The following is a 21415-nucleotide window of genomic DNA, read 5'->3' as shown; positions in this document are numbered from 1 at the left end:
AAAGCAAGCAAAAAAGTTTGGAGTGCATAAGTAGTGACAATTCACACCCTTCCTATTCTTCAAGTCCACCAGCCACATAACAATATCTACCGAGTTGAGCTGGATACCTCAGCTCATTCGAATATTGAGTTCTTCCCTGGCCAATATTTAGAAGCTATTTTGCCTGACCAAAGCCGCTGCCCATTATCAATTGCTAGTGCACCCAGTACTATGCATACCAATCAACTGCTTGAACTGCACATTCAGCACCAGTTTACCAGCGACTTATCCAACCAGCTTGTTCACTTGATTAATAGTCAGGATGAAATGACTGTGAACATTGCTAAAGGTAACTGCTACTTGTGCCAAACTCCCACTTCCCCTTTAGTGTTTATGGCAGCAGGAACTGGGTTCGCCCAAGCTAAAAGCATGATTGAGTATTGTCTTAACTGCCAGTATAACCAGCCATTATTTCTTTATTGGGGAGTAAGGAAAATGAGCGATTTTTACCTGCTAGATGTTCCCAATCGCTGGGCTCAACAAAGCAAAGTAGAGTTTCACCCTGTTGTTAGTGAAGACGATATTTCAGGGGTAGTGCAACGAGCTGGTTTATTAGTTAATGCTGTCATTGAAGATTTAAGTAACTTTCCTGAAGCCCACTATTATATTAGTGGCTCACCACAAATGGTGTATGCCAGTTTAGATAGACTAACGGCTGAAGGGATAGCGGAAAATCATGTGCATTCTGATGTATTTGATTACGCCCCCAGATAAATATACTCTTCGCGAATAGTCTTTAGGCTTTGTTGTCATCGCTGAGCACCTAGGAAGGATGGTATGAATGCCGTTTATGCAGGAGCATTAAAATTTCTTCGCCCCAGTCACTTATTACTATAAGCTCCTGGGGCTTTAGCCCTTGACGGCCTCGCCTAAAGAACCCGTCTCGGTGAGTATTTGCTTCTTAAACTCAAATATAAAAGCAAACTACTTTGAGATAAAAAGTCCAAAATAAAGGCCCAGCACTTTTAATCATTTCTTTATAAAACGATTAAAAGCTATAAATATCGCTTGGTTAATTGATCGTAACTTCCATCTTTCATCATTCCATCTAGGGCCTGCTGTAAAGCATTTATTACACTATCAGATGTTTCCTTATTAAAGGCTAAATACATTTCTGTCTTTTTAAAGGTTAGTAATGGCTTTAACCCCATGATTCCTTCTTGAGCGGCAAAATAAACGCCCGACATATGGCCAGAAGCCCAGAGATCAATTTTATCAGACATTAGTTTTACTGCATTTTCATTATCTCGAAAAGAGGTAATTATCTTAAAGTCTTCAGACTCTAGGTAGTTAGCCAACGCATCTCCTTTATATCCTCCCACTCGAAGCCGCTTAGCATCATCTAGCTTTGTCAGTTTAATTTCACTACCCGGTTTTGCCAAAAACACCCACTTATTAACGACTAGAGGCCCAACCCACTTAAACAGATCTTCACGTTCTGGCGTGCGCGTAGTTGAAAATAGCCCATAATTTGGCTTTTCCAGGGTTAGTCTAAATACTCTTTTCCAGGGAAAGCGTAATGTGAGTGAGTAATCAATGTTCGCTCGCTTAAACATCTCTCGTACAACTTCTGTCGAGAGACCTGTAATATTACCCCCTCTTGCAAAGTTTTTCTGATTAATACTCATGTTAAAAGGCGGGTAGTTCTCTGTTAAAAGTACTATTTTATCTTCAAGCCTTGCATTAGCAGATATAGCTAATAAGCAAATATACACCGTTAATAATACACGACATATCCAGCAATTCTTTCTCACTGGCTTCTCCCCCTCGACTGTCGAACTTCCAGGATTGGTACACCCTTTGCGTTGGCCAAATATACAATTTATTGTTAGACAAAACTCTCTCTACTTAAACGCCTGCATCTATATGTTTAGTTTAATTAAAGAGCGTCCATAGCCTAGCCAGGATATTACCCCTAAACACTAATTAGCGAACTAAGGTCTATGCAATCATCAAAAAAAGTAATAACCCACTCACAAAAATAAGTAGATTAAGTTATTAATCATATTATTTATTTATATGCCGAATAGTGTAACAAAATACTCTACCGTTTTTTACCCTTAATTGAAACTCTGCAAAATGCTCAGCTAGACTAATACCTTAGTGATGTCTGACGAAGTATCCAAGTAACCACTTAATGACATCACTTGACCTCTAATTCAACAAACAAGTACCTTTCAATTCATTAGCGCAGTCAAGTAAATTTCCTATAAGAAACTTTTTTCTCGCTATTACTAGAGTCTTGCTGGGCGTAAAATCATCTATGGCATTGGTGGTTAATAGGCCCTAGCTGTGCTTAGAAGCACTGAGGAACTCAATACTGAAAAAACATTCGATTAGTTGGATTGGTAGCAAATAAGTAAGGCTGTAGGACAAGTACTAGCAGAACTCTGATGAAACGGATAGCAGGCTTTATAATAAAAAAACCTCATTTACGAGGCTTTTGTTTTAGCGTATATAATCAAAACGAATGGTTTTTAGGGGGCCTTGAGTTCCAGTAGCACTTTTATGTAAATTAAAGTAGCTACCGCAAGACTTGCTGTATCAGACTTGCCCCCATGAGTTTATGTTGCAATAAATGAAGAGTATCCTTTACATATAGTCATTAACCATTTGCTCATGAGAACCATCCCTTACCATCTCATCCAAGGCATTTTGCAATAAATTAATCACCTCATCAGAAGTGTCTTTGTTAAAAGCTAAATAAAGCTGACTTTTCTTAATGGTAAATACCGTTTTTAATCCAGTTACACCCTCTAGCTGAGCTAAATAACGACCAGATAAATCACCTGTTGCCCATAGATCTATCCTTCCATCAACCAGTTTTTTAACATTTTCATTATCTCTAAATGAGGTAATTAGATTAAAACCCCGTTCTTCTAAAAAATTAGCTGTTGCATCACCTTTGTAGCCACCCACCTTAAATTTTTTAGCCGCATTCAAGGTATTAACACGAACAGGATTCTTATTTAATGCTAAAAATACCCAGTCGCTGGAAGCAAGTGGGCCGACCCATTTAAATAAGTTTTCTCTCGCTTCTGTACGTGATGTAGAGAAAAGTCCATAATCACGCTTCTGCAAAGTTAACTTATAAATTCTACTCCAAGGAAAGCGTAAACTTAGGCGATATTTTATATTTGCCCGCTTAAACATTTCCCTCACAATATCAGTAGATAACCCATCAATATTGTCACCTCGAGCAAAGTTTTTATCATTAACACTCATATTATAAGGAGGGTAATTTTCAGTAAGCAGAATAATCGTCGTTTTTGGGCTCACTTCTGCTTTAGCTATAAAACTTAGGCAAAATAGCAAGGGCAATAACACAAATAACTTCAAAAAGTGTATACGCTTCATTATCTTTCTCGCTTAGCAGGCTTTAAGTTAGCTCTATTATTGGGCCATTCCCTCCTTCTTCATTTCACATATCCCTGTGTTTCACCGGCTTATCTTTCTCTTTCATTCTTGAATACACTATAGTGCAATGCAACTTTTTTTCAGTAGTTACATCAAACAAATAGCAAATTTTAATTAGCACACTAAATTCTATTGATAATAACCAAGCTGGCTATCTTCCAACTTTTGTCACCAAAGGCCTTCATAAAAAAGAGTAAGTTTATTTTTTTTGTCCATAGCGCTCTCCTGTTTACTTTTACAAATTATCAGTCCATCAATGCTTTTTCTTAACCAATATTTGTTTTATTTATATTAACTTGAACTCAATTTTGTTTGGTTGTAAAAATGTCACAAATAATCAAAAGATAGTCAACGTTTTAACTTATGACAGTTTTAAATAGGTATTAGCACTATAATTACAAAGCTAAATATGCACTTTTAATCTGCAATAAAATAGTAAAAAGAAATAAAGCAAGAAAATAATTTTTTAATCAAGCGAGGCAGGAATTGAAACTCTGCAGACTATGAATAACAAAGTCTGCAGATAATTAAGTATTAGGACAATGCAACTAGCTGACGACTTTGATCTACCAAAGCCAAGCCTTCTGTTAAATACTGAGTACTTTCTTCGACACGACCTTTTTTTGCAAAGACCTTGCTCAATTCAATATAAACAGATTCAGTTTTATGAAGTTTTAGGCTATCGCGTAATACCTGCTCTGCCTTGTCTAATTGATTATCCCTCAAATATAGCCTTCCTAATGCTAGTGCAACTTCAGGCGACTTGGCATTTTCATCTCTTAGCTCTTCCATAAAAGCTAACTGAGCTTTTAAGTCTTCCCCTTGGGCCTGACCATACAATTCAACTAACTCAGGATCATAGTTCTTATCTAAGGCTTTCCGCAGCTCTTTTTCAGCATACCCCAGTGCTCCTGCTTTAATTAATCCTCTGGCATATGCAGCCAATACTGCTGGCAATTTGCGCTGTTTACGAGGAACGGCTGCCCATGCTTCTTCTATTAACTCTATGCGTTTGCTAACATTTTCATCACTATTCAAGCTTTTAGCGATGACCTTATTCAGCTGACAGATAGAAGCCTGTTGTTGTAAGGTTTGATACTCCTCATCATCAACCACATGGCGTTTTCGCAAGTCTGGTAGCAATGCATTCAGCTGTTCCCATTCATGCAACTTCACATAAACCTGTTTAAGCAGCTTAAGCACATACTGGTGACGAGGTTTATGGCGACGAATTTCCTCTAAAGTAGCAAGGGCTTGTTCCCATTGCCCGTTAGCCAACTGAATTTGTGCCTGGGTAATACCGATTCCAATTTTGCCATTCGGTACCTGATCATCGGCTTTACGCAGATATTCAATAACCGTATTGCTATCGCCAACTTCGTTAGCGGCCTTGGCTGCGGTGAGATAATTAATTAATGGGGCTTCACCTTGATCAGCTGCTTTACCTAATAATTTACCAGCCTGTTCCCACTCTCCATTTATCAACAAATCCAAGCCTTTCATTGAATACCGTTTGGCTCGTTTTAGTCTGCTTGATGTAGTTACTGGCAATAAAAAACCAACTGAACGCAAAGAAGTAATCGTAAGTCGCTTTACTATATTATAAATAATGACTGCCAAGACAATAATGGCAAAAAACATCCACAAACTAGTTTCAAAGGACATATCTCCATAAGCAATCAGTACATAACCACTGTCATGCACTATTCCCAGCGATACCAGCCCTGCTAAAATAAATAATAACAATAGTTTGGTGAAAGCCTTCATTAATGCGCCTCCCCATCCAGGTTAGCACTAGTGGCTTGCTCTCCAGCATTAGCCACTTCATCTTTACGAGGCAGTTTGCCTTTATGTAAACGATGTAGCTCATCAATATATTGTTTCGCGGCTTTCAGCGAACCAGATATATCGGGCAATTGAGGGTTAAGTTTTACTTCCGTTAGTTGCTGTAGCTGTTTATTGATAGCAGCAACTTTGGCGCTATCGTAAATAAAAAACTCTTTCAGCCAATCTACTGATTTTTTTAAGCTGTTACTATAAATAACCTGATTTTGTTGCAACAACGCTAACTGGGCCTGTTCAAGCATCATGCGAAGATTTTGCCGCAAAAACATTTCTTCTTTAGGTGTTAACAACACCTGTACTGGTTTATCTCGGCTGATATTAATTCGTAAATGGTCGCTAAAATTATCCCAGGTTCGTTGCAGTTTGGCAGAAAGCTTAGATGAAAAGTTGGTCTCCTCCTGTTCTGATTTGGCAGGCTCAGACTGGCTTTTCTGATAATCAGCCACAGGCATCAAAGGTAATGCCATAATCTGATTAACCAAAGCATCTAATTGTAAATAAGTGCCTTCTACATCAATTTGCTCAACGGCTCTGACTGCAGCCAAATCTTTGGCTAATGCCTCTCGAACACTATAAAGAGAGTAATTATCTAGCCCACGTAAAATAGCATCGGCACTTACTAATATGGCTTCTACCCCCCGGATATCACCTTCCATTAACAATCTCTGATTCGCCAGGCGCAACATATATTCAACCTCAGCTAATTGCCAGTCATCACGACTAGTGCCTTGCATTTGGTTAAACTGTCGTCTTAGGTTGCTAACGTTTTCAGCTACACCCAATACTTCCTGTTTTAATTTCTGTTCAGTATTACTCAGCTGCTGCTGTTGTTGACCAAGCTGAGCAGTCACCTCATTTACCTTACTGGTTACTTGTCGTGCAGTAGAATTAACAGATTCTGCAAGTTTTGACTCAACTTTGGCGGCTTCTGTTTGACTAACCTGAATGGGATCAAAAGACTGCTTTTTATCCATATAATAGCGGATATCGTAATCTAAATAGGCAATCCCACCCACGCCAGCCAGTGCAGCTAGACTAATCACCAAAGCTATAGGGCCACTCCACCCTCGCTTCACAACAGTTGCCGTAGACTGAGGCGCTGACTGTGAAGAACTATTACCTGCCGCTTGACCAGGGTTAGTTGACTGCGTTTGAGATGATGGCGTAGTGGAGAGCGGAGTAACCGGCTTACGGGTAGACTGTGCTTCAGGTGTCGTTGAGCTGGATGTTTCTGATTCGTGACCAACAGTTGCTTTACTTTTTTTAGCGGTTGTAGAGGCACTTTCCGCTTGGTTAAGGCTATTATTTTGCTTTAACTCTGCTGAAGGTTGCTCCGTAACTGTTTGTTCATTTTGCTTCTGCTGTGCTTGCTCAGATTGCTCTTGTTTTGTCTGTTGATGCTTGGATTGTTGGTCTTTAGCCTTATCTGACGATTTTGAGTCAGTGGGTTTATTTCCATTCGTGTTGTTTGTCATTTATCTAGATACCAAATGCTTTCAACTTTTAAACGTAATTTAACCCGAAAATTTCATAAAGTAATAATATTTACGCAATATCCGGGATTTTGAGTCTTGTGCCACTTTCTTATGTGCTTTTTACGTGTTTTCTTTTCTATATATCTTAATCTGTTTAACGTATTTACTTACGTCCAATCAACTTACTTACACTATTTAAACTATTTTAAAGTTAAGATGTATATAAACCTGTTGTCATTATTTATTAACAAGCTAACTATGCAAGACGCTTGTAGCATAAGTTAAAAACTAAACCAGCACCTTTATCACTGCCTCTTCACTTGCCCCATTGGCATTAATCACTTGAGCAAAACCCAGCGTGCCAGACAAGTCTGCAACCCTTGCACTGGGTACAATTAGCCTTAGCTTATTCCGCCATTGCTGGTCTAAAAAGCCAGCTAAGTGAGTAACAATTTCACCACTGGTAGCCACAATGGTATCAGTCTGATGACTAGCAAGCAGGTTTTGTACTTCAGTTTTGTTATATTGTGCAGGCACTCGTTGATAAAGTGCTAGCTCTGTTATCTGAGCTCCCCGTTGTTGCAACACGTCCTTCAGAAGGTCTCGCCCTCCCACTCCTTTCACTATTAATATTTTATTATTGTCCACCTGTTGTAACTGTGGATGCGTTAATAGTGCCTCGCTATCTACGCCAGAAGAACATAGCGACTCAATATCCCATTCCGCTAATGCAGAAGCGGTTTTACCACCAATAGCAAACCACTGAATTTTAACGGGCCATTGTGGCCAATAATGGTCTATTAATGTAGCGAAACGGATTGCACCATGATAGCTAACCACAATTATCTGCTGAAATAAGTCCAGATTCAGGACTAACTCTCTTATCTCAGGGGTTTCTGGCAAATCCTGACGCTCTAACATTGGCAGCGCCCATGCCTGTAAACCTTGTTGTTGAAGGCTAGCAACAAGCTTGGAAGCCTCAGGCTCTGGTCGGGTTACTAAAATCGACATGACTTGAGTTTAGCTTGACTGGTATAGCTTGCTCAGGATATCCCCCGCACCTTGTTTAAGCAGGTCCTCTGCCATACTAATACCTAATTGCTCAGCGGTTTGCAGATCCGTTACGCCTATTACTGACTGGCTTTGCTCACTAGATATAAAATGAGAACCATCCGGCTCTGCCACCAAACCACGCATGGTCAGCTGCTCTCCTGCCAGTTGCGCATAACAAGCAATTGGTACCTGACAACCACCTGCCAAACGGCGATTCATCGCTCGTTCAGCACTTACACATAAAGCAGTTTCTGCATGATGTAAAGGTGCTAATAGCTTGATAATAGCATCATCTGCTGTACGACACTCAATGCCTACGGCACCTTGCCCACCAGAAGGAAGGCTCTGCTCTGGACTAAGAGAGCTCTTGATACGATCAGCAAATTCAAGTCGGATTAAACCTGCAGCGGCTAAAATAATGGCATCATATTGGCCTTCATCCAGCTTAGCTAGCCGGGTATTAACATTGCCTCGTAAAAACTGGACTCTTAAATCAGGCCTCAATTTCAGTAACTGAGCTTGGCGACGCAAACTGGAAGTACCCACCACAGCACCTTTGGGTAACTCATCAATCGTTGCATATTTATTAGATACCAAAGCATCCCTAGGGTCTTCTCGTTCACAAATAACTGGAAGGCAAAGCCCGTCAGGAAATTCCATCGGCACATCTTTCATAGAATGCACAGCGATATCAGCCTCATTGGCTAACATGGCATTTTCCAGCTCTTTAACAAACAGCCCCTTCCCACCTACCTTGGCTAAGGGCGAATCCAGCAACTGATCACCACGGCTGGTCATTGGGACAAGCTCAACATTTAAATTAGAGTGATGGACGAGCAGTTGCTGCTTGACAAAGTTTGCCTGCCACAGGGCTAAAGCGCTTTTTCGGGTTGCTATGCGTAAGGTTTTCACATCTAAATCCGGCTACTAAATTACTGAATAACTAATGATAAGTGAGCAAAACTAATTTAGCACCTTCAATTGCCAGATTCATCGATAACCAGAAACAAGGCGTTAATTTCAATATACTGTGGTTAAAGCGTTTGCAATAATTTACGCATACCCGCAACATGCCGTCGGCTTATTAGTAACGGTTCATCAACCCCTTTTAAGCGAACTTCATAGCCTCCCTGATCATTTCGGCTCATGCCTTCAATAGCACCTTTAGCAACTAAAGCATTGCGATGAATTCTAACAAAAGCACCTTCAAACTCCGTTTCCAGCTCTTTTAAAGTTTCATCAATTAATACTTCACCTTTTGTATGATTCACTGTTACGTATTTATTATCTGCAATAAAGTAGCGCACTTCATTCAGCGGTATTAACTCGACACCTTTATAAGTTTTGGCACTGATATGACTTCGCTTGCCTGGTTGTTCTCCTGGCCGAAACTGATTGATCGCATTGAGCTGGGATCGATTGGTTTTTTTCGCATTTTGTAGCGCCTGCACAAGTGCACTTTGTTTCACAGGCTTTAGTAAATAGCCAACAGCTTGTACATCAAATGCTTCTAGCGCGTATTCACCGTAAGCGGTACAGAAAATAACTGCAGGTGGACACTCCATTTCGCACAAATGTCTGGCCGCTTCCAAGCCATTCATATTGGGCATACGAATGTCCATCAGCACTACATCCGGGTTATGCTTTTGGGCCAGTTCTACTGCCTCCAAACCATTTCGCCCTTCCTCCTCTAACGGGCTGCAACCATCTACCTGTTCTAGCATTCGCCTTAATCGGTCACGGGCTAGTGGCTCATCATCCACGATCAACACATTCATTACATTTACACACCCTCTGACTTACTATTTGCTCTATTGGTTGCCAGCTCTTTCAATGAGCTCTAATCCTCTGTTCAACATGGGTAACTCAACTGGGTTACAAAACCAGCACCTTCTTGTTTAGCTGATAAAGAAGCTTGCTTGCCGTAAAGCGCCTGAAGTCGGTCTGCAATATTTCGCATCGCCATACGGTTACCACGTTTAGGCTCTGAAATGTAAGCAGCATCCAAAGGGTTCCGCACAGTAATTGTCAAATACTGACTGTCATATTGGCCCGCGATACTAATAGTGCCTCCTTCAGCCAATGGTTGAATACCATGATAAACCGCATTCTCTAAAATAGGCTGTAGAGTAAGCGGTGGGATGGGCAAGCTATCTGGCACCCCCTCTAACTTCCAGTCCACCTGAAGCCGCTCCCCTAAACGATGTTTTTCTATCCTTAAGTATTGCTTACAAATCTCAAGCTCGTCAGCTAAGGTGACTTTAGCTGCCACCTCATCCAGGCAAGCACGCAGTAATGCAGCCAAATCTTCAACAGCTTGCTCTGCTTTTTCAGGTGAAATCTGAATTAGGCTGGCAATACTATTCATGCTGTTAAACAGAAAATGAGGGTGAATTCTGGCTTGCAATGCCTGCAAGCGAGATCTGAGTTCAGCCTGCTCCTGCTGACGCAATTGTTGCTGCATATAAAAATAGCGAAGCAATAAACTGGTAATAATCAATGCAACCAATAAATTTTTTGCAATATGCCAGGTATCCAGCTGCAGCCAAAACTGCCCCCAATCTGTAGGATAAATAACCCACTCCGCGATGAGTGAAAATAGCAAGGTAACGATGAGTACCACGCTATAACAGGCAGCTAAGGCATACCCAAGCTGAGTTTTCTGAATAAGCGGCCTAACTCGACACAAGCAGCCAGCACTGGCCAATACCACCCACTGAACAAAGAATGATGTTAATGCTAGGCGATTCCAGTCGAATCCCATTGAACTGGGTAAAGCCAACACGAGAATTAACACAAATAGCTCCGCCAGCACCACCAGCATAAATACCGCCCTGGTAGTACATAGGTCAGGCAAGAAAAAGCCTTGATCCAGCCAATCTTGTTGTTCTTTTGTCAAAGTAGTATCCGCCACTATGGTCTTTTTATTGTTTTCAAGACGTATAAAAATACTCACAAGAATAGCGGAGAACTATGACTAAGTGCTTATTAGTTATGTGAAATGGATAACAACTAAGAATAACGGACGGAGGAGTTAGGCTGGTATGAAATAAAGTGAGGGAGGTGGGCCCTCCTCCACTTTAGCTTAGTTACAGCAGATTTATTTTTTTAATGTAATCGATCTAAAGCTAAGCCTCTTAACCACCTTAAATCAGCGGTAGTTTTAACAAGATCTTTTACATCATAGTAATTAAGCTGACTTTGCTGAAACTTCTTTTGTAACTGATTCTGTAGTTCAGGGGTTAAGGTTAATTTATCTTTTTGTCTAACCTGGGAACTTAAATAACTTGTCACATCCAATAATGCTTTTGTCTTATCATCAGTAGCTGAGCGGCCATTGAAAGCTGTTCCTTCAACATACTGCTCTTCCAGCATGTTTACTCGCTGTTGAGCGGTTAGTTGAGTTATCGTTTCAGCTGCTTCAGATACCTGCGTTGATTGCAGTTGATGGTTTAACTCTTCAGACTCCTTGTCCTGCTTATTTAATGCTCCATCAAGCTTTACGCTTAATACTTTTGCTTCTTCAGCCAGTTCTATTACTCTGTCTGCGACTTGTTGTGGGGTGGGCTCTCTTTCAGTTACAGGATCTACAAGCCCTTTAGCATAAGGCCCCTGGCCATCCGTTGTTCCCCAACTGGAAAACTTCGTATCAAATACTTCTGCAGCTATAAGTTGCTGGGCTTTTTGACTTACTTCCTTCAGCTCAGGAGAAAGAGTTGTTTGAGTTAGTGCTGCAATTTTATCCATCTCCTTTAAAGCTGTAAGCCCAGTTATAAGCGCCCTCAAAGGTCCATTACCACTGCTTTTTGTATCTGCACCACCAGCCAAAGCAGCTTGTTTTTGTTTATCTATTCCTGATTCTTTTAAGTCATCGGCCTGTCCTAAAAGGCCTTGCCACCCTCTGTTCAATCCATCAATACCGGTTTGCAACATGCCTCTAAAGTCTGTAGCAACAGAATAAGTCTTAGCAGCTGCTTGTGACGTTTGTCCTGAACCTTGAGTAGACAAACTAATATTCGACTGACTGTGGCTCTGAGTCTGTTGAAAAAACTGGGTTACTATTTCGGGCACTTGTTTAAGCCGACTAAATGCTTTTACCAAACCCTGTTTAACCTGCTGTAATGGCTGGCCAACAAGTTGCAGAAACATTTTTTTAGCGACTTCATTCGCTTTTTCAAGCTTAATAGTTCTGCCAGCCAACAGCCCTTCTGCCGGCCTCACAGGCTCTGCTACTACACTATTAGGAGTGAACCCTGCGGCAGGGACTCCATTTACACTCATAGTCATCAATATCTCCAAACTGCCTTAACAATTCACCGTTAATAAATACAAATAGGCAACACTTCATATAGTACTCATAATTGCTGAACAGTTACTTATCAATAAGCTGTAACTTTTTAGCTAACAGCAACTTTAGATACATATTGATACAACTACTTATGTAACGATGATGGATCGATAGTTGTATAATTTATTTTTTATACGTCAGCTTTAATCGGGAAGAACCAATGTCGGAAAAACCAACGAATCAAGCCAACCAGCAGTGGGGTGGCCGGTTTTCAGAGCCCACAGATCAGTTTGTCGCTAAATTTACTGCTTCAATTGATTTTGACCAACGACTCTATCAGCAAGATATCAATGGCTCTTTGGCTCATGCGGCGATGTTAAATAAAGTTGGTATCTTAACTGATCAAGAGCTATCCGACATTCAGCAAGGCTTACGGGACATTCAAACAGCCATCGAAGCAGGTGAAATAGAATGGTCTGTAGCGCTGGAAGATATTCATATGAATATCGAAGCACGCCTGACTGACCGTATCGGTATTACTGGCAAAAAGCTCCATACAGGCCGTTCACGTAATGATCAAATTGCTACCGATATACGACTGTACCTTCGGGACGAAATTGATATCATCTGCCAGGAAATTACTCGACTACAAAACAATTTAGCTGACTTGGCTGAACAAGAAGCTGAGACCATCATGCCTGGTTTTACCCACTTGCAAACCGCACAACCCGTTACCTTTGGCCACCACCTAATGGCTTGGTTTGAAATGCTCAGCCGTGATAATGAGCGCCTACAAGATTGCCGCAAACGGGTGAACATCTCTCCTTTGGGTGCTGCGGCATTAGCTGGAACCACCTACCCAATTGATCGAGAATTTACAGCACAACAATTGGGCTTCAGCAAACCCAGTGAAAATTCGTTAGATTCAGTCAGTGATCGGGATTTTGCTATTGAGTTTTGCTCTGCGGCCAGTTTAATCATGACTCACCTGTCGCGTATTTCCGAAGAATTAATTCTCTGGACTTCAGCTCAGTTTAATTTTATTGAGCTACCCGACAGGTTTTGTACTGGCTCATCCATCATGCCACAAAAGAAAAATCCCGATGTACCTGAATTGGTTAGAGGTAAAACAGGGCGTATAACCGGCCATTTAATTTCATTACTGACGCTAATGAAATCTCAACCATTAGCCTATAACAAAGATAATCAAGAAGACAAAGAGCCACTCTTTGATACTGTGGATAACTTAAAAGGCTGTTTACGTGCCTATGCTGATATGGTGCCTGCCATAAAAGCGAACAAAGCCAATATGTATGAAGCCGCAAAACGTGGTTTTTCCACTGCAACTGATTTAGCCGATTATTTGGTGAAAAAGCAAATGCCCTTCCGCGATGCCCACGAAGTGGTAGGTAAAGCCGTTGCTTATGGTATTGCACAAACTAAAGACCTTTCCGAAATGAGCTTGGCAGAGTTACAGCAATTTTCAGATATTATTGAAAACGATGTGTTCGATGTACTAACTCTGGAAGGTTCAGTCAATGCACGAAACCACATTGGTGGAACAGCACCAGCGCAGGTTAAAGCTGCAGTTAAGCGGGCTAGAAAAGCATTAACGTCGAGATAAAATAACTTCAGTATAAAACAAAAAAAGGGTATACAATGTATACCCTTTTTTATTTAGACTATAATTAATGGATTAAATTAAGCTGTTTTTTTACGCTTTTTTAACCTAATCACAGATAAGCCTAAACCAAGTCCTAATAAAGCAATACTACCTGGAACAGGCACTGGATTTACTGGGTCAACAAAATGAAGGCCACCAGCACCAGCAAATTGCACATCAGAGCCATTACCGATTTCAACATTAATCAGCCTACCGTTATAAGCTCCAAAAGTTTTGCGAGAAGCTGAAATTTGGATGCTATTAATACTCTCACCAATGGAAAGACCAAAATCAGAAAGGTCAAATAGGCCAGCAAAAACCCCTTTACGTTGATTAGCCGTACTTACCCCAGGACCAATTAAGTTATCAGCAAAAATATCCTGATAAACTCCATTAATGGTTACGCCAATAGTACCGCCCCAAATAATATTAGGACGGTACATGAAAATAGCACCATCCTTCCCTGCTCTGTTTTTAATTGGGTTTGCATAAGTCAAGGTAAGATTTTTATTCATGGAATTACCATGAGGCCAGAAGGTATAGGTACCAGAAAGTGGATTATCATCACCCACTCGATGTTGCCCAGCCCCAAAGTTAGCACCCTGATAGCTTACTGATGCTACCAAATCATTCGAATCGACATTATATTGATCATTAATCTTAATTAAACCAGCCTGAGCCTGCATGCCAACAAAGGTAAGTGCGCCAGCGATTAGTCCTATTTTAGTTATTTTCACTTCTTAATACTCCTTAGTAAATTATTGACCTACTTTTTAAAATTCCAGCCCACCAAAAAGCTTCAATAACTAGGTAGGAAAAAGGAACAGGGTATGTAGCAAGTATCAGGCCAGCACTAAATTTCTCTATAATTACAGTACTTTAACACTTTAGTGACTGCCGAGTGTAAACTTTTCCGACTAGGCTATTCACCTAAAGTATGACGCCAATCAAATAATTTTTATAAGGAAATGAAAGTAAAGAGAGTTATTGGGTTAGAAGGAAGGGCATTTTATTTTAGTGATTGGGGTGGCAACAGCCACCCCAACAGGTAAGAAGCAATGAATATTAAATCAGTTGGTTATTAGCAGGCATTCCAAGGAGATACAACCACTTTGTTGCTCACCCCACCAACCATTTGCGGGCCATTATAAGTAAATTCTGTACCACTTTTTAAAACAAACCGAATTTTATAATTACCTTGTTTAATGCCTGTAAACTGATAATTTCCATTTAAAACAGTCACAGTAGAAGCAACAGGTTTGCTTGATTTACAAGTTAGTAATTGAACAGCAGCGCCGTTAATTCCAGGCTCATTTTCTTCTTGAATACCATTAGCATTTTTATCATTCCAAATACTATCTTTAATAGCGGTATTGTCAGCTGCTGCTGTAAAAGGAAGGGAAAATAAACCTAATAAAACTGAAATTGAAGCTACTTTTTTCAACATTGCTCAAACCCTGGCTAATAGAAAGTTAATATTCAAGTTCTTAAACAATGTGGATAAGATACCAGAGCTGATCAATATTCAAACAACCTAATCTAATTAGTATGACGCGTGTAACAAAGTAGATTGGGTAAGTATGATGCGGTTCAAAAACACAATTTCATTCGCGCAAAACACCGAAAAAAGCAGGCTTAGTGGTAGGTATTAGTACCTAAAAAATACTGACAAGCTTCACAGTTTTCTCCTAAGTAACTCTTAAGGGCACCTCTAAAAATAGTGATTTTTTTGTGAGAGCAAGGAAGCTCCGCACGGAGGGCCACAATGTATAAGTCATACATGAGGACCTGAGTACGGAGCTGACACAGCTATCGCAGAAAAAGTAGATTTTTAGAGGCGCCCTTAAATCTCTGGAGATAACAACTATTACCTCTCCAAGACAATTCGATAACGCGCTTTTCCACTATCTAAATGGGCCAGAGCTTCATTGACTTGATCAAATTTATACATTTCTACCATTGGTTTAATGTCATGCTGAGCCGCAAACTCCAGCATTTTCGCAATAGTGCCAGGACTGCCTACCGGAGACCCTGAAATAGAACGTTGTTGCATTATCAATCCGAACACATTGATATCCAGTGGCTCAAGAGTAGCCCCTACAAAATGTAGCCGTCCTTTGGGCTTAAGAGTTGATAAGTAAAGATTCCAATCCAGCTTCACATTGACCGTCGATATAAGATAGTCAAAACAATTCGCAGCAGCCTCAACGGCTGCTGCATCCCGAGAGTTAAGGGTATAGTGAGCACCGAGCGACTTCGCTTCTTCAGCCTTACGCTCGCTAGAGGTAAATGCTGTCACCTCACAACCCCAAGCATTCAAAAACTGCAAAGCTAGATGCCCTAAGCCCCCAATACCGATTACCGCCACCTTATCCGTTGGTTTAATATCAAACTGAACCAATGGATTAAACACCGTGATGCCACCGCAAAACAATGGGCCTGCCGACTTTACATCAATACCTTCTGGTAGCGGCACCACACATTTGGCATTAGCCCGCACCTTATCTGCAAAGCCACCATGATGTCCCACAATGGTGCCTTGAGCGGTTAAACACAAATTATGATCCCCCGCATTACAGTGTGAGCAAGCCTGGCAATAGTCAGCATGCCAACCTAATCCAACCAACTGACCCGCCTGTAAATGGGTAACATGCTCACCCACTTGAGCAACCCGACCAACCACTTCATGCCCAGCAACCAGTGGATATTCAGATAACCCCCATTCATTATTAATCATCGATAAATCTGAGTGACAAATACCGCAATAATCCACATCAATCTCAACTTCCTGAGGCCCCAACTCACCAGGGTCATATTCAAATTCAGTTAATTTACCTTTCGGTTCTAAAGCGGCGTAGGCTTTGATCATGGTTTGTCCTTAAAAATTTTATGATGTATTTGAAACACTAAAAATAGTTCTTTTGATTTTTAACCTATGACAATGACATTCAGTTTAACCAATGTTGTTAAGTAGTGTTTCTTTAGGTTAGATAAAATCTATGTGCAAAAAAAAACAGTAATTGAAGGTTAGATTTCAATTTTAATAGCTTAACTCAGCTGTCTTTAACCACCAGAAAACACAAGCACGCCATAGCGCTTTGACCTCTTTATGAATACAACATAAAGTGTCGCAGTTATATAGACTTGGTATAATCCGAGGGCAGTCTGCGCATATTTTATTGCTTCAACTGTTTTATAGAACATTTTTTATACAAAACCCTAAACTAAATATTAAGTTAGGTTTATAGGTATGACATCCATCAATCAAGATTCTATCAACAAGGCCTTATGGGCAGCCTGTGATACCTTCAGAGGTACCATCAGTGCCGATACCTATAAAGACTTTATTCTGGCTATGCTGTTCTTGAAGTACATCAGTGATGTATGGCAAGACCATTATGAAGCATACCAAAAAGAACATGGTGACGAGCCAGCGTTGATTGAAGAGCTAATGAAGCAAGAGCGCTTTGTGCTCCCCAAATCCGCCAGCTTTTACACACTCTGGGAACACCGCCACGAGCCTGGTAATGGTGAGCGCATTGACCAGGCACTGCATGCGATTGAAGAAGCGAATGGCAACAAATTAAAAGACGCCGGTAAGAGTGTATTCCAGGATATATCTTTTAACACTGACCGGCTCGGTGAAGAAAAACAAAAGAACACCATCTTACGCCACCTGCTAGAAGACTTTGCCAAACCTGAACTCAACCTGAAGCCCAGCCGGGTCGGTTCACTGGATGTCATTGGTAATGCCTACGAATACTTAATCAAAAACTTTGCTGCCAGCGGCGGACAAAAAGCTGGTGAGTTTTATACCCCACCTGAAGTATCCGAGCTGATTGCTGAGTTGCTGGACCCAAGGCCCGGCGATACCATTTGCGACCCAGCCTGCGGTTCCGGCTCGTTATTAATGAAATGTGGCCGAAAAGTAAAAGAGCACCACAACAGCAAAAACTATGAACTGTACGGCCAGGAAGCGATTGGCTCAACCTGGTCATTAGCCAAAATGAACATGTTTTTGCACGGTGAAGACAACCACAAAGTTGAATGGGGCGACACCATCCGCAACCCCAAGCTGCTGGATAAAAACGGGAATTTAATGCTGTTTGATATTGTTACTGCCAACCCGCCCTTCTCGCTAGATAAGTGGGGGAATGACGAAGCAGAGCACGATAAATTCAGCCGGTTCCGCCGAGGCATTCCACCTAAAACCAAAGGGGACTATGCCTTTATCCTGCATATGATCGAAACCCTCAACCCCACCACTGGTCGAATGGGTGTAGTAGTCCCCCATGGCGTATTATTCCGCGGCAGCAGTGAAGGGAAAATCCGCAAGCAATTAATTGACGAAAATTTATTAGATGCCGTAATTGGCCTGCCAGAAAAATTATTTTACGGCACGGGTATACCAGCGGCTATTTTATTATTTGCTCGTGATAAACAAGATGATTCCGTCATGTTTATCGATGGCAGCCGAGAATTTAAAGCCGGCAAAAACCAAAACCTACTTACTCAAGACAATATCGATAAAATCGTTAACACCTATCGTGGTGGCGAAAATGTCGATAAATACGCCTACGTCGCCAGTTTAAAAGAAATCCAGGAAAACGATTACAACCTGAATATCCCCCGCTATGTCGATACCTTTGAAGAAGAGGAAGAAATTGATTTAGTCTCTGTGCGGCAAGAAAGAGAGCAATTAAAGGCTCAATTAGCAGCATTGGAAGTGGAAATGGCTGGGTATTTGGAGGAGTTGGGATATGATGTATAGGATACAACAGCACAGCAACCACATTAGTATACAGAAGCAACTAATACTGGGGGTAATATGACCTCCACCGACAATGATAAACTAACAAGTGAAGGAAAGGGTTCCCTCTTTGAGAGTATCCGCCAAATAGTTGCCCAAGCAAAAAGCCAAATTCAGCGATCAGTTAACCAAGCAATGGTACATACCTATTGGCATATTGGTCGCCTTATTGTTGAACACGAACAAGCAGGCCAATCTCGTGCATCTTACGGCAAGCAACAGCTACAATCTCTATCACAGCAGCTTTCCCAGGAATTTGGAAAAGGTTTTGATACAAGAAATTTACGGAACATGCGCGCCTTTTATCAAGCCTTTCCAATTTGGAACGCAGTGCGTACCGAATTGAGTTGGACTCACTACCGAAGTCTGTTGAGAATTGATAACCCGAAAGCCCGAGAGTGGTATATCCAAGAAGCAATTGGACAAAACTGGAGTGCTCGTGCACTAGATCGGCAAATCAGTGTATTGCACTATGAACGGTTACTTTCAAGTCAAGATCAAGAAGCCGTTCAAAACGAAGCCAAACAGAAAACAGCCGTGCTGGCAAACTCTCCCGCGAAAGACTACCTACGCGACCCTTATGTATTGGACTTTTTAAACCTACCCTATGGCCGTTATGTAGAGAGCGATATTGAGCAAGGCTTAATTAATAATTTGCAGCAATTTCTGTTAGAGCTAGGTAAAGGTTTTGCCTTTGTCGAGCGTCAACAACGTATTAGCACCGAGGATCAAGATTTTTATATTGATCTGGTTTTTTACAATTTTAAATTAAAATGTTTTTTATTAATTGACCTGAAATTGGGAAAACTCACCCACCAAGACGCAGGGCAAATGGATACTTATGTGCGCATTTATGATCAACATAAAAAAGGACATGATGATAATCCCACCATTGGCTTAATCCTTTGCAGCCAGAAAAGTGAAGCGGTAGTAAAATACTCCGTATTAACTGACAGCGAGCAGCTCTTTGCAGCAAAATACCTACCCTACCTTCCTACTGAAGAAGAGTTAAAACAAGAACTTGAAAGAGAAAGAGCATTAGTTCTACAGCAGTTGGAGAAGAATAGTGAAGAGTAAGCAAATTATAGAGTTAATGGCCAGGTTTGGGATACGATGTGCAGGAGACAATAAAAAATGATGCCTAATGACTGGGATGTATTGCCTCTTGAAAAGTTAGCATTAGTCGAACGGGGAAAATTTTCAGCTAGACCAAGAAATGATCCAAAGTATTACGGTGGTGAAATACCCTTTGTGCAAACAGGTGATATTTCTTCTACTGGTACATACTTACAAAACTTCAGTCAAACTTTAAATGAAGAAGGCTTGAAGGTTAGCAAGCTATTTTCAAAAAACACGATACTTATAACAATTGCAGCCAACATTGGTGATACAGCCATAACTACATTTGACGTAGCTTGTCCTGATAGTGTCGTAGCTATTCAACCATTTTCTAATATGGCTAATACCTACTGGTTAAACAAAGTACTTGAAACTAGAAAACATGAATTAGACTCCCAAGCTACTCAAAATGCCCAAAAAAATATAAACCTGCAAGTATTAAAGCCACTTTTAATTAAAACTCCCCCCCTACCCGAACAAAAAAAAATCGCCAAAATCCTATCCACCTGGGATAAAGCCATTACCACCACAGAGCAACTACTGGCTAATAGTAAGCAACAGAAAAAAGCATTAATGCAGCAGTTGTTGACAGGTAAAAAGCGTTTGCCTGGGTTTAGTGGGGAGTGGAAAGAGGAAGAGATAAAGAACATAACTACCCTGCTTAAAGACGGTACTCATAGTACACACCAAAGATATGAGCAAGGCATTCCCATGTTGTCGGCAGTCAATATAACAAAATCTCACAAATTAAATTTTGAAGATGCACCTCTAATATCAGAGGAAGATTTTAAAAAGATTCATTCAAAATATCAAATCCAGATGGGTGACCTATTACTAACAGTTGTTGGAACATTAGGTAGAACTGCTATTGTGAATACCACTAGACAATTTACTTTACAAAGGAGTGTCGCTATTTTGAGGTTTAAAGATAAGTATTGTACAAGTTTCGTTAAACAAATTTTTAGCTCACTCTTTTTTCAAAAGCTTCTTCAACGAAAGTCTAATTCAACTGCACAAGCTGGAGTCTATCTAGGTACATTATCCAAAATAAGGCTATCACTACCACCGTTACCAGAACAACAAAAAATCGCCAGCATACTCTCAACCGCTGACAAAGAAATTGAAACTCTACAACAAAAGCTCGATTGCTTAAAGCAAGAGAAAAAAGCCTTAATGCAACAATTACTAACCGGTAAACGCCGAGTTAACGTTGACGAGTTGAAGGTTGCTTAAATGGATTGGTCGGTGGAGGAGGTTTATCAAGAATTATTAGCGCTGGATGAACACCCTCGCATCGAGGCGAAACGCGCCACGCATATTGGCGACTCTATTATGCAAACGGTTTGTGCATTCGCCAATGAGCCTGGCTTGGGCGGTGGCTTTTTATTACTGGGTATTTCAGAGCCAGATGAAACACACGACAATTATTGGGTAACAGGTGTTACTGACACCGATAAATTACTAAACGAATTACAGGGCAACTGTCGTACCCAGTTTGATAGTACTATACCAGTCCAAAGCCAGCATACCACTATTGAAGGAAAACTGGTGATTGGTGTTTTTGTACCTGAGCTAGACCCAGCTGCCAAACCTTGTGCTTTTATTAGCAAGTATGGCAGTAAAAACAAGCGTAAAACGGGGGTTTGGCGCCGAGGCTTAAATAGCGACTATGAATGCTCTCAACAATAATTAGCGCCATTACTACT

18 protein-coding genes are annotated in these 21415 nt (G+C 40.8%); 6 read left to right on the top strand and 12 right to left on the bottom strand.

Annotated elements, in window-relative coordinates; genetic code table 11:
* Positions 1 to 33: 33 nt before the first annotated feature.
* A complete protein-coding gene (locus G4Y78_RS02850) occupies positions 34 to 753 on the top strand; it encodes a ferredoxin reductase domain-containing protein (protein WP_163831482.1) in 720 nt (239 codons plus the stop codon).
* A gap of 281 nt (positions 754 to 1034) precedes the next feature.
* Here G4Y78_RS02850 and G4Y78_RS02845 read toward each other — a convergent pair whose 3' ends face one another.
* From G4Y78_RS02845 to G4Y78_RS02805, 9 genes are all read right to left on the bottom strand, one after another.
* A complete protein-coding gene (locus G4Y78_RS02845) occupies positions 1035 to 1793 on the bottom strand; it encodes a substrate-binding periplasmic protein (protein ID WP_222937627.1) in 759 nt (252 codons plus the stop codon).
* 838 nt (positions 1794 to 2631) lie between these two features.
* Positions 2632 to 3396, bottom strand: coding sequence for a substrate-binding periplasmic protein (locus tag G4Y78_RS02840; protein ID WP_163831480.1), 765 nt, complete (start codon positions 3394 to 3396; stop codon positions 2632 to 2634).
* Between the two features lie 594 nt (positions 3397 to 3990).
* On the bottom strand, positions 3991 to 5223 hold the full coding sequence (locus G4Y78_RS02835; protein WP_163831478.1) for a heme biosynthesis HemY N-terminal domain-containing protein: 1233 nt from the start codon (positions 5221 to 5223) through the stop codon (positions 3991 to 3993).
* The gene (locus tag G4Y78_RS02830) at positions 5223 to 6776 is read right to left on the bottom strand and encodes a uroporphyrinogen-III C-methyltransferase (protein WP_163831476.1); all 1554 of its coding nucleotides are present in this window, start codon (positions 6774 to 6776) and stop codon (positions 5223 to 5225) included. The genes G4Y78_RS02835 and G4Y78_RS02830 overlap by 1 nt, the downstream gene beginning before the upstream one ends.
* Positions 6777 to 7064: 288 nt before the next feature.
* Positions 7065 to 7787: a uroporphyrinogen-III synthase gene (locus tag G4Y78_RS02825; RefSeq protein WP_163831474.1), complete on the bottom strand. Its 723-nt coding sequence runs from the start codon at positions 7785 to 7787 to the stop codon at positions 7065 to 7067.
* 9 nt (positions 7788 to 7796) lie between these two features.
* Complete coding sequence (gene hemC, locus G4Y78_RS02820) at positions 7797 to 8741, bottom strand: hydroxymethylbilane synthase (RefSeq protein WP_163831472.1); 945 nt, start codon at positions 8739 to 8741, stop codon at positions 7797 to 7799.
* Between the two features lie 122 nt (positions 8742 to 8863).
* Positions 8864 to 9607 (bottom strand): LytR/AlgR family response regulator transcription factor, encoded by a 744-nt coding sequence (locus tag G4Y78_RS02815; protein WP_163831470.1) that lies wholly within the window; start codon positions 9605 to 9607, stop codon positions 8864 to 8866.
* 74 nt (positions 9608 to 9681) lie between these two features.
* The gene (locus G4Y78_RS02810) at positions 9682 to 10728 is read right to left on the bottom strand and encodes a sensor histidine kinase (RefSeq protein ID WP_230425687.1); all 1047 of its coding nucleotides are present in this window, start codon (positions 10726 to 10728) and stop codon (positions 9682 to 9684) included.
* A 209-nt stretch (positions 10729 to 10937) separates the two neighbouring features.
* Entirely contained in the window at positions 10938 to 12116 is a 1179-nt protein-coding gene (locus G4Y78_RS02805) for a hypothetical protein (RefSeq protein WP_163831468.1), read from the bottom strand.
* Positions 12117 to 12337: 221 nt separating this feature from the next.
* On the opposite strand from G4Y78_RS02805, the gene argH reads away from it, so the two are divergent.
* A complete protein-coding gene (argH, locus tag G4Y78_RS02800) occupies positions 12338 to 13741 on the top strand; it encodes an argininosuccinate lyase (RefSeq protein ID WP_163831456.1) in 1404 nt (467 codons plus the stop codon).
* 77 nt (positions 13742 to 13818) lie between these two features.
* Here argH and G4Y78_RS02795 read toward each other — a convergent pair whose 3' ends face one another.
* The 3 genes from G4Y78_RS02795 to ahr form a co-directional block, all read right to left on the bottom strand.
* Positions 13819 to 14517 (bottom strand): PEP-CTERM sorting domain-containing protein, encoded by a 699-nt coding sequence (locus tag G4Y78_RS02795; protein ID WP_163831454.1) that lies wholly within the window; start codon positions 14515 to 14517, stop codon positions 13819 to 13821.
* Positions 14518 to 14861: 344 nt separating this feature from the next.
* Positions 14862 to 15227 carry an SdrD B-like domain-containing protein gene (locus G4Y78_RS02790; protein WP_163831446.1) on the bottom strand — a complete coding sequence of 122 codons (366 nt, stop codon included), beginning with the start codon at positions 15225 to 15227 and terminating at the stop codon, positions 14862 to 14864.
* 420 nt (positions 15228 to 15647) lie between these two features.
* On the bottom strand, positions 15648 to 16649 hold the full coding sequence (gene ahr / locus G4Y78_RS02785) for an NADPH-dependent aldehyde reductase Ahr (RefSeq protein WP_163831444.1): 1002 nt from the start codon (positions 16647 to 16649) through the stop codon (positions 15648 to 15650).
* Between the two features lie 381 nt (positions 16650 to 17030).
* On the opposite strand from ahr, the gene G4Y78_RS02780 reads away from it, so the two are divergent.
* From G4Y78_RS02780 to G4Y78_RS30930, 4 genes are read left to right on the top strand one after another with little or no spacing between them, the layout of a single operon-like run.
* Complete coding sequence (locus tag G4Y78_RS02780) at positions 17031 to 18551, top strand: type I restriction-modification system subunit M (protein ID WP_163831442.1); 1521 nt, start codon at positions 17031 to 17033, stop codon at positions 18549 to 18551.
* A 57-nt stretch (positions 18552 to 18608) separates the two neighbouring features.
* On the top strand, positions 18609 to 19667 hold the full coding sequence (locus G4Y78_RS02775) for a PDDEXK nuclease domain-containing protein (protein ID WP_163831440.1): 1059 nt from the start codon (positions 18609 to 18611) through the stop codon (positions 19665 to 19667).
* 57 nt (positions 19668 to 19724) lie between these two features.
* On the top strand, positions 19725 to 20942 hold the full coding sequence (locus G4Y78_RS02770) for a restriction endonuclease subunit S (protein WP_163831439.1): 1218 nt from the start codon (positions 19725 to 19727) through the stop codon (positions 20940 to 20942).
* Positions 20943 to 21398, top strand: a complete 456-nt coding sequence (locus G4Y78_RS30930) for an AlbA family DNA-binding domain-containing protein (RefSeq protein ID WP_230425686.1) — start codon at positions 20943 to 20945, stop codon at positions 21396 to 21398.
* Positions 21399 to 21415 lie beyond the last annotated feature (17 nt).

Source organism: Spartinivicinus ruber (genome assembly GCF_011009015.1).
In the GTDB taxonomy this organism is placed as follows: domain Bacteria; phylum Pseudomonadota; class Gammaproteobacteria; order Pseudomonadales; family Zooshikellaceae; genus Spartinivicinus; species Spartinivicinus ruber.
This window is presented reverse-complemented; position numbering and strand designations above follow the sequence as displayed.

Excerpts from the sequence above, each read along its gene's own strand:
- G4Y78_RS02840 (WP_163831480.1), bottom strand. The coding sequence starts at position 3,396 with ATGAAGCGTATACACTTTTTGAAGTTATTTGTGTTATTGCCCTTGCTA.
- G4Y78_RS02835 (WP_163831478.1), bottom strand. The coding sequence starts at position 5,223 with ATGAAGGCTTTCACCAAACTATTGTTATTATTTATTTTAGCAGGGCTG.
- G4Y78_RS02830 (WP_163831476.1), bottom strand. The coding sequence starts at position 6,776 with ATGACAAACAACACGAATGGAAATAAACCCACTGACTCAAAATCGTCA.
- G4Y78_RS02825 (WP_163831474.1), bottom strand. The coding sequence starts at position 7,787 with ATGTCGATTTTAGTAACCCGACCAGAGCCTGAGGCTTCCAAGCTTGTT.
- G4Y78_RS02815 (WP_163831470.1), bottom strand. The coding sequence starts at position 9,607 with ATGAATGTGTTGATCGTGGATGATGAGCCACTAGCCCGTGACCGATTA.
- G4Y78_RS02805 (WP_163831468.1), bottom strand. The coding sequence starts at position 12,116 with ATGACTATGAGTGTAAATGGAGTCCCTGCCGCAGGGTTCACTCCTAAT.
- argH (WP_163831456.1), top strand. The coding sequence starts at position 12,338 with ATGTCGGAAAAACCAACGAATCAAGCCAACCAGCAGTGGGGTGGCCGG.
- G4Y78_RS02790 (WP_163831446.1), bottom strand. The coding sequence starts at position 15,227 with ATGTTGAAAAAAGTAGCTTCAATTTCAGTTTTATTAGGTTTATTTTCC.
- ahr (WP_163831444.1), bottom strand. The coding sequence starts at position 16,649 with ATGATCAAAGCCTACGCCGCTTTAGAACCGAAAGGTAAATTAACTGAA.
- G4Y78_RS02780 (WP_163831442.1), top strand. The coding sequence starts at position 17,031 with ATGACATCCATCAATCAAGATTCTATCAACAAGGCCTTATGGGCAGCC.
- G4Y78_RS02775 (WP_163831440.1), top strand. The coding sequence starts at position 18,609 with ATGACCTCCACCGACAATGATAAACTAACAAGTGAAGGAAAGGGTTCC.
- G4Y78_RS02770 (WP_163831439.1), top strand. The coding sequence starts at position 19,725 with ATGATGCCTAATGACTGGGATGTATTGCCTCTTGAAAAGTTAGCATTA.
- G4Y78_RS30930 (WP_230425686.1), top strand. The coding sequence starts at position 20,943 with ATGGATTGGTCGGTGGAGGAGGTTTATCAAGAATTATTAGCGCTGGAT.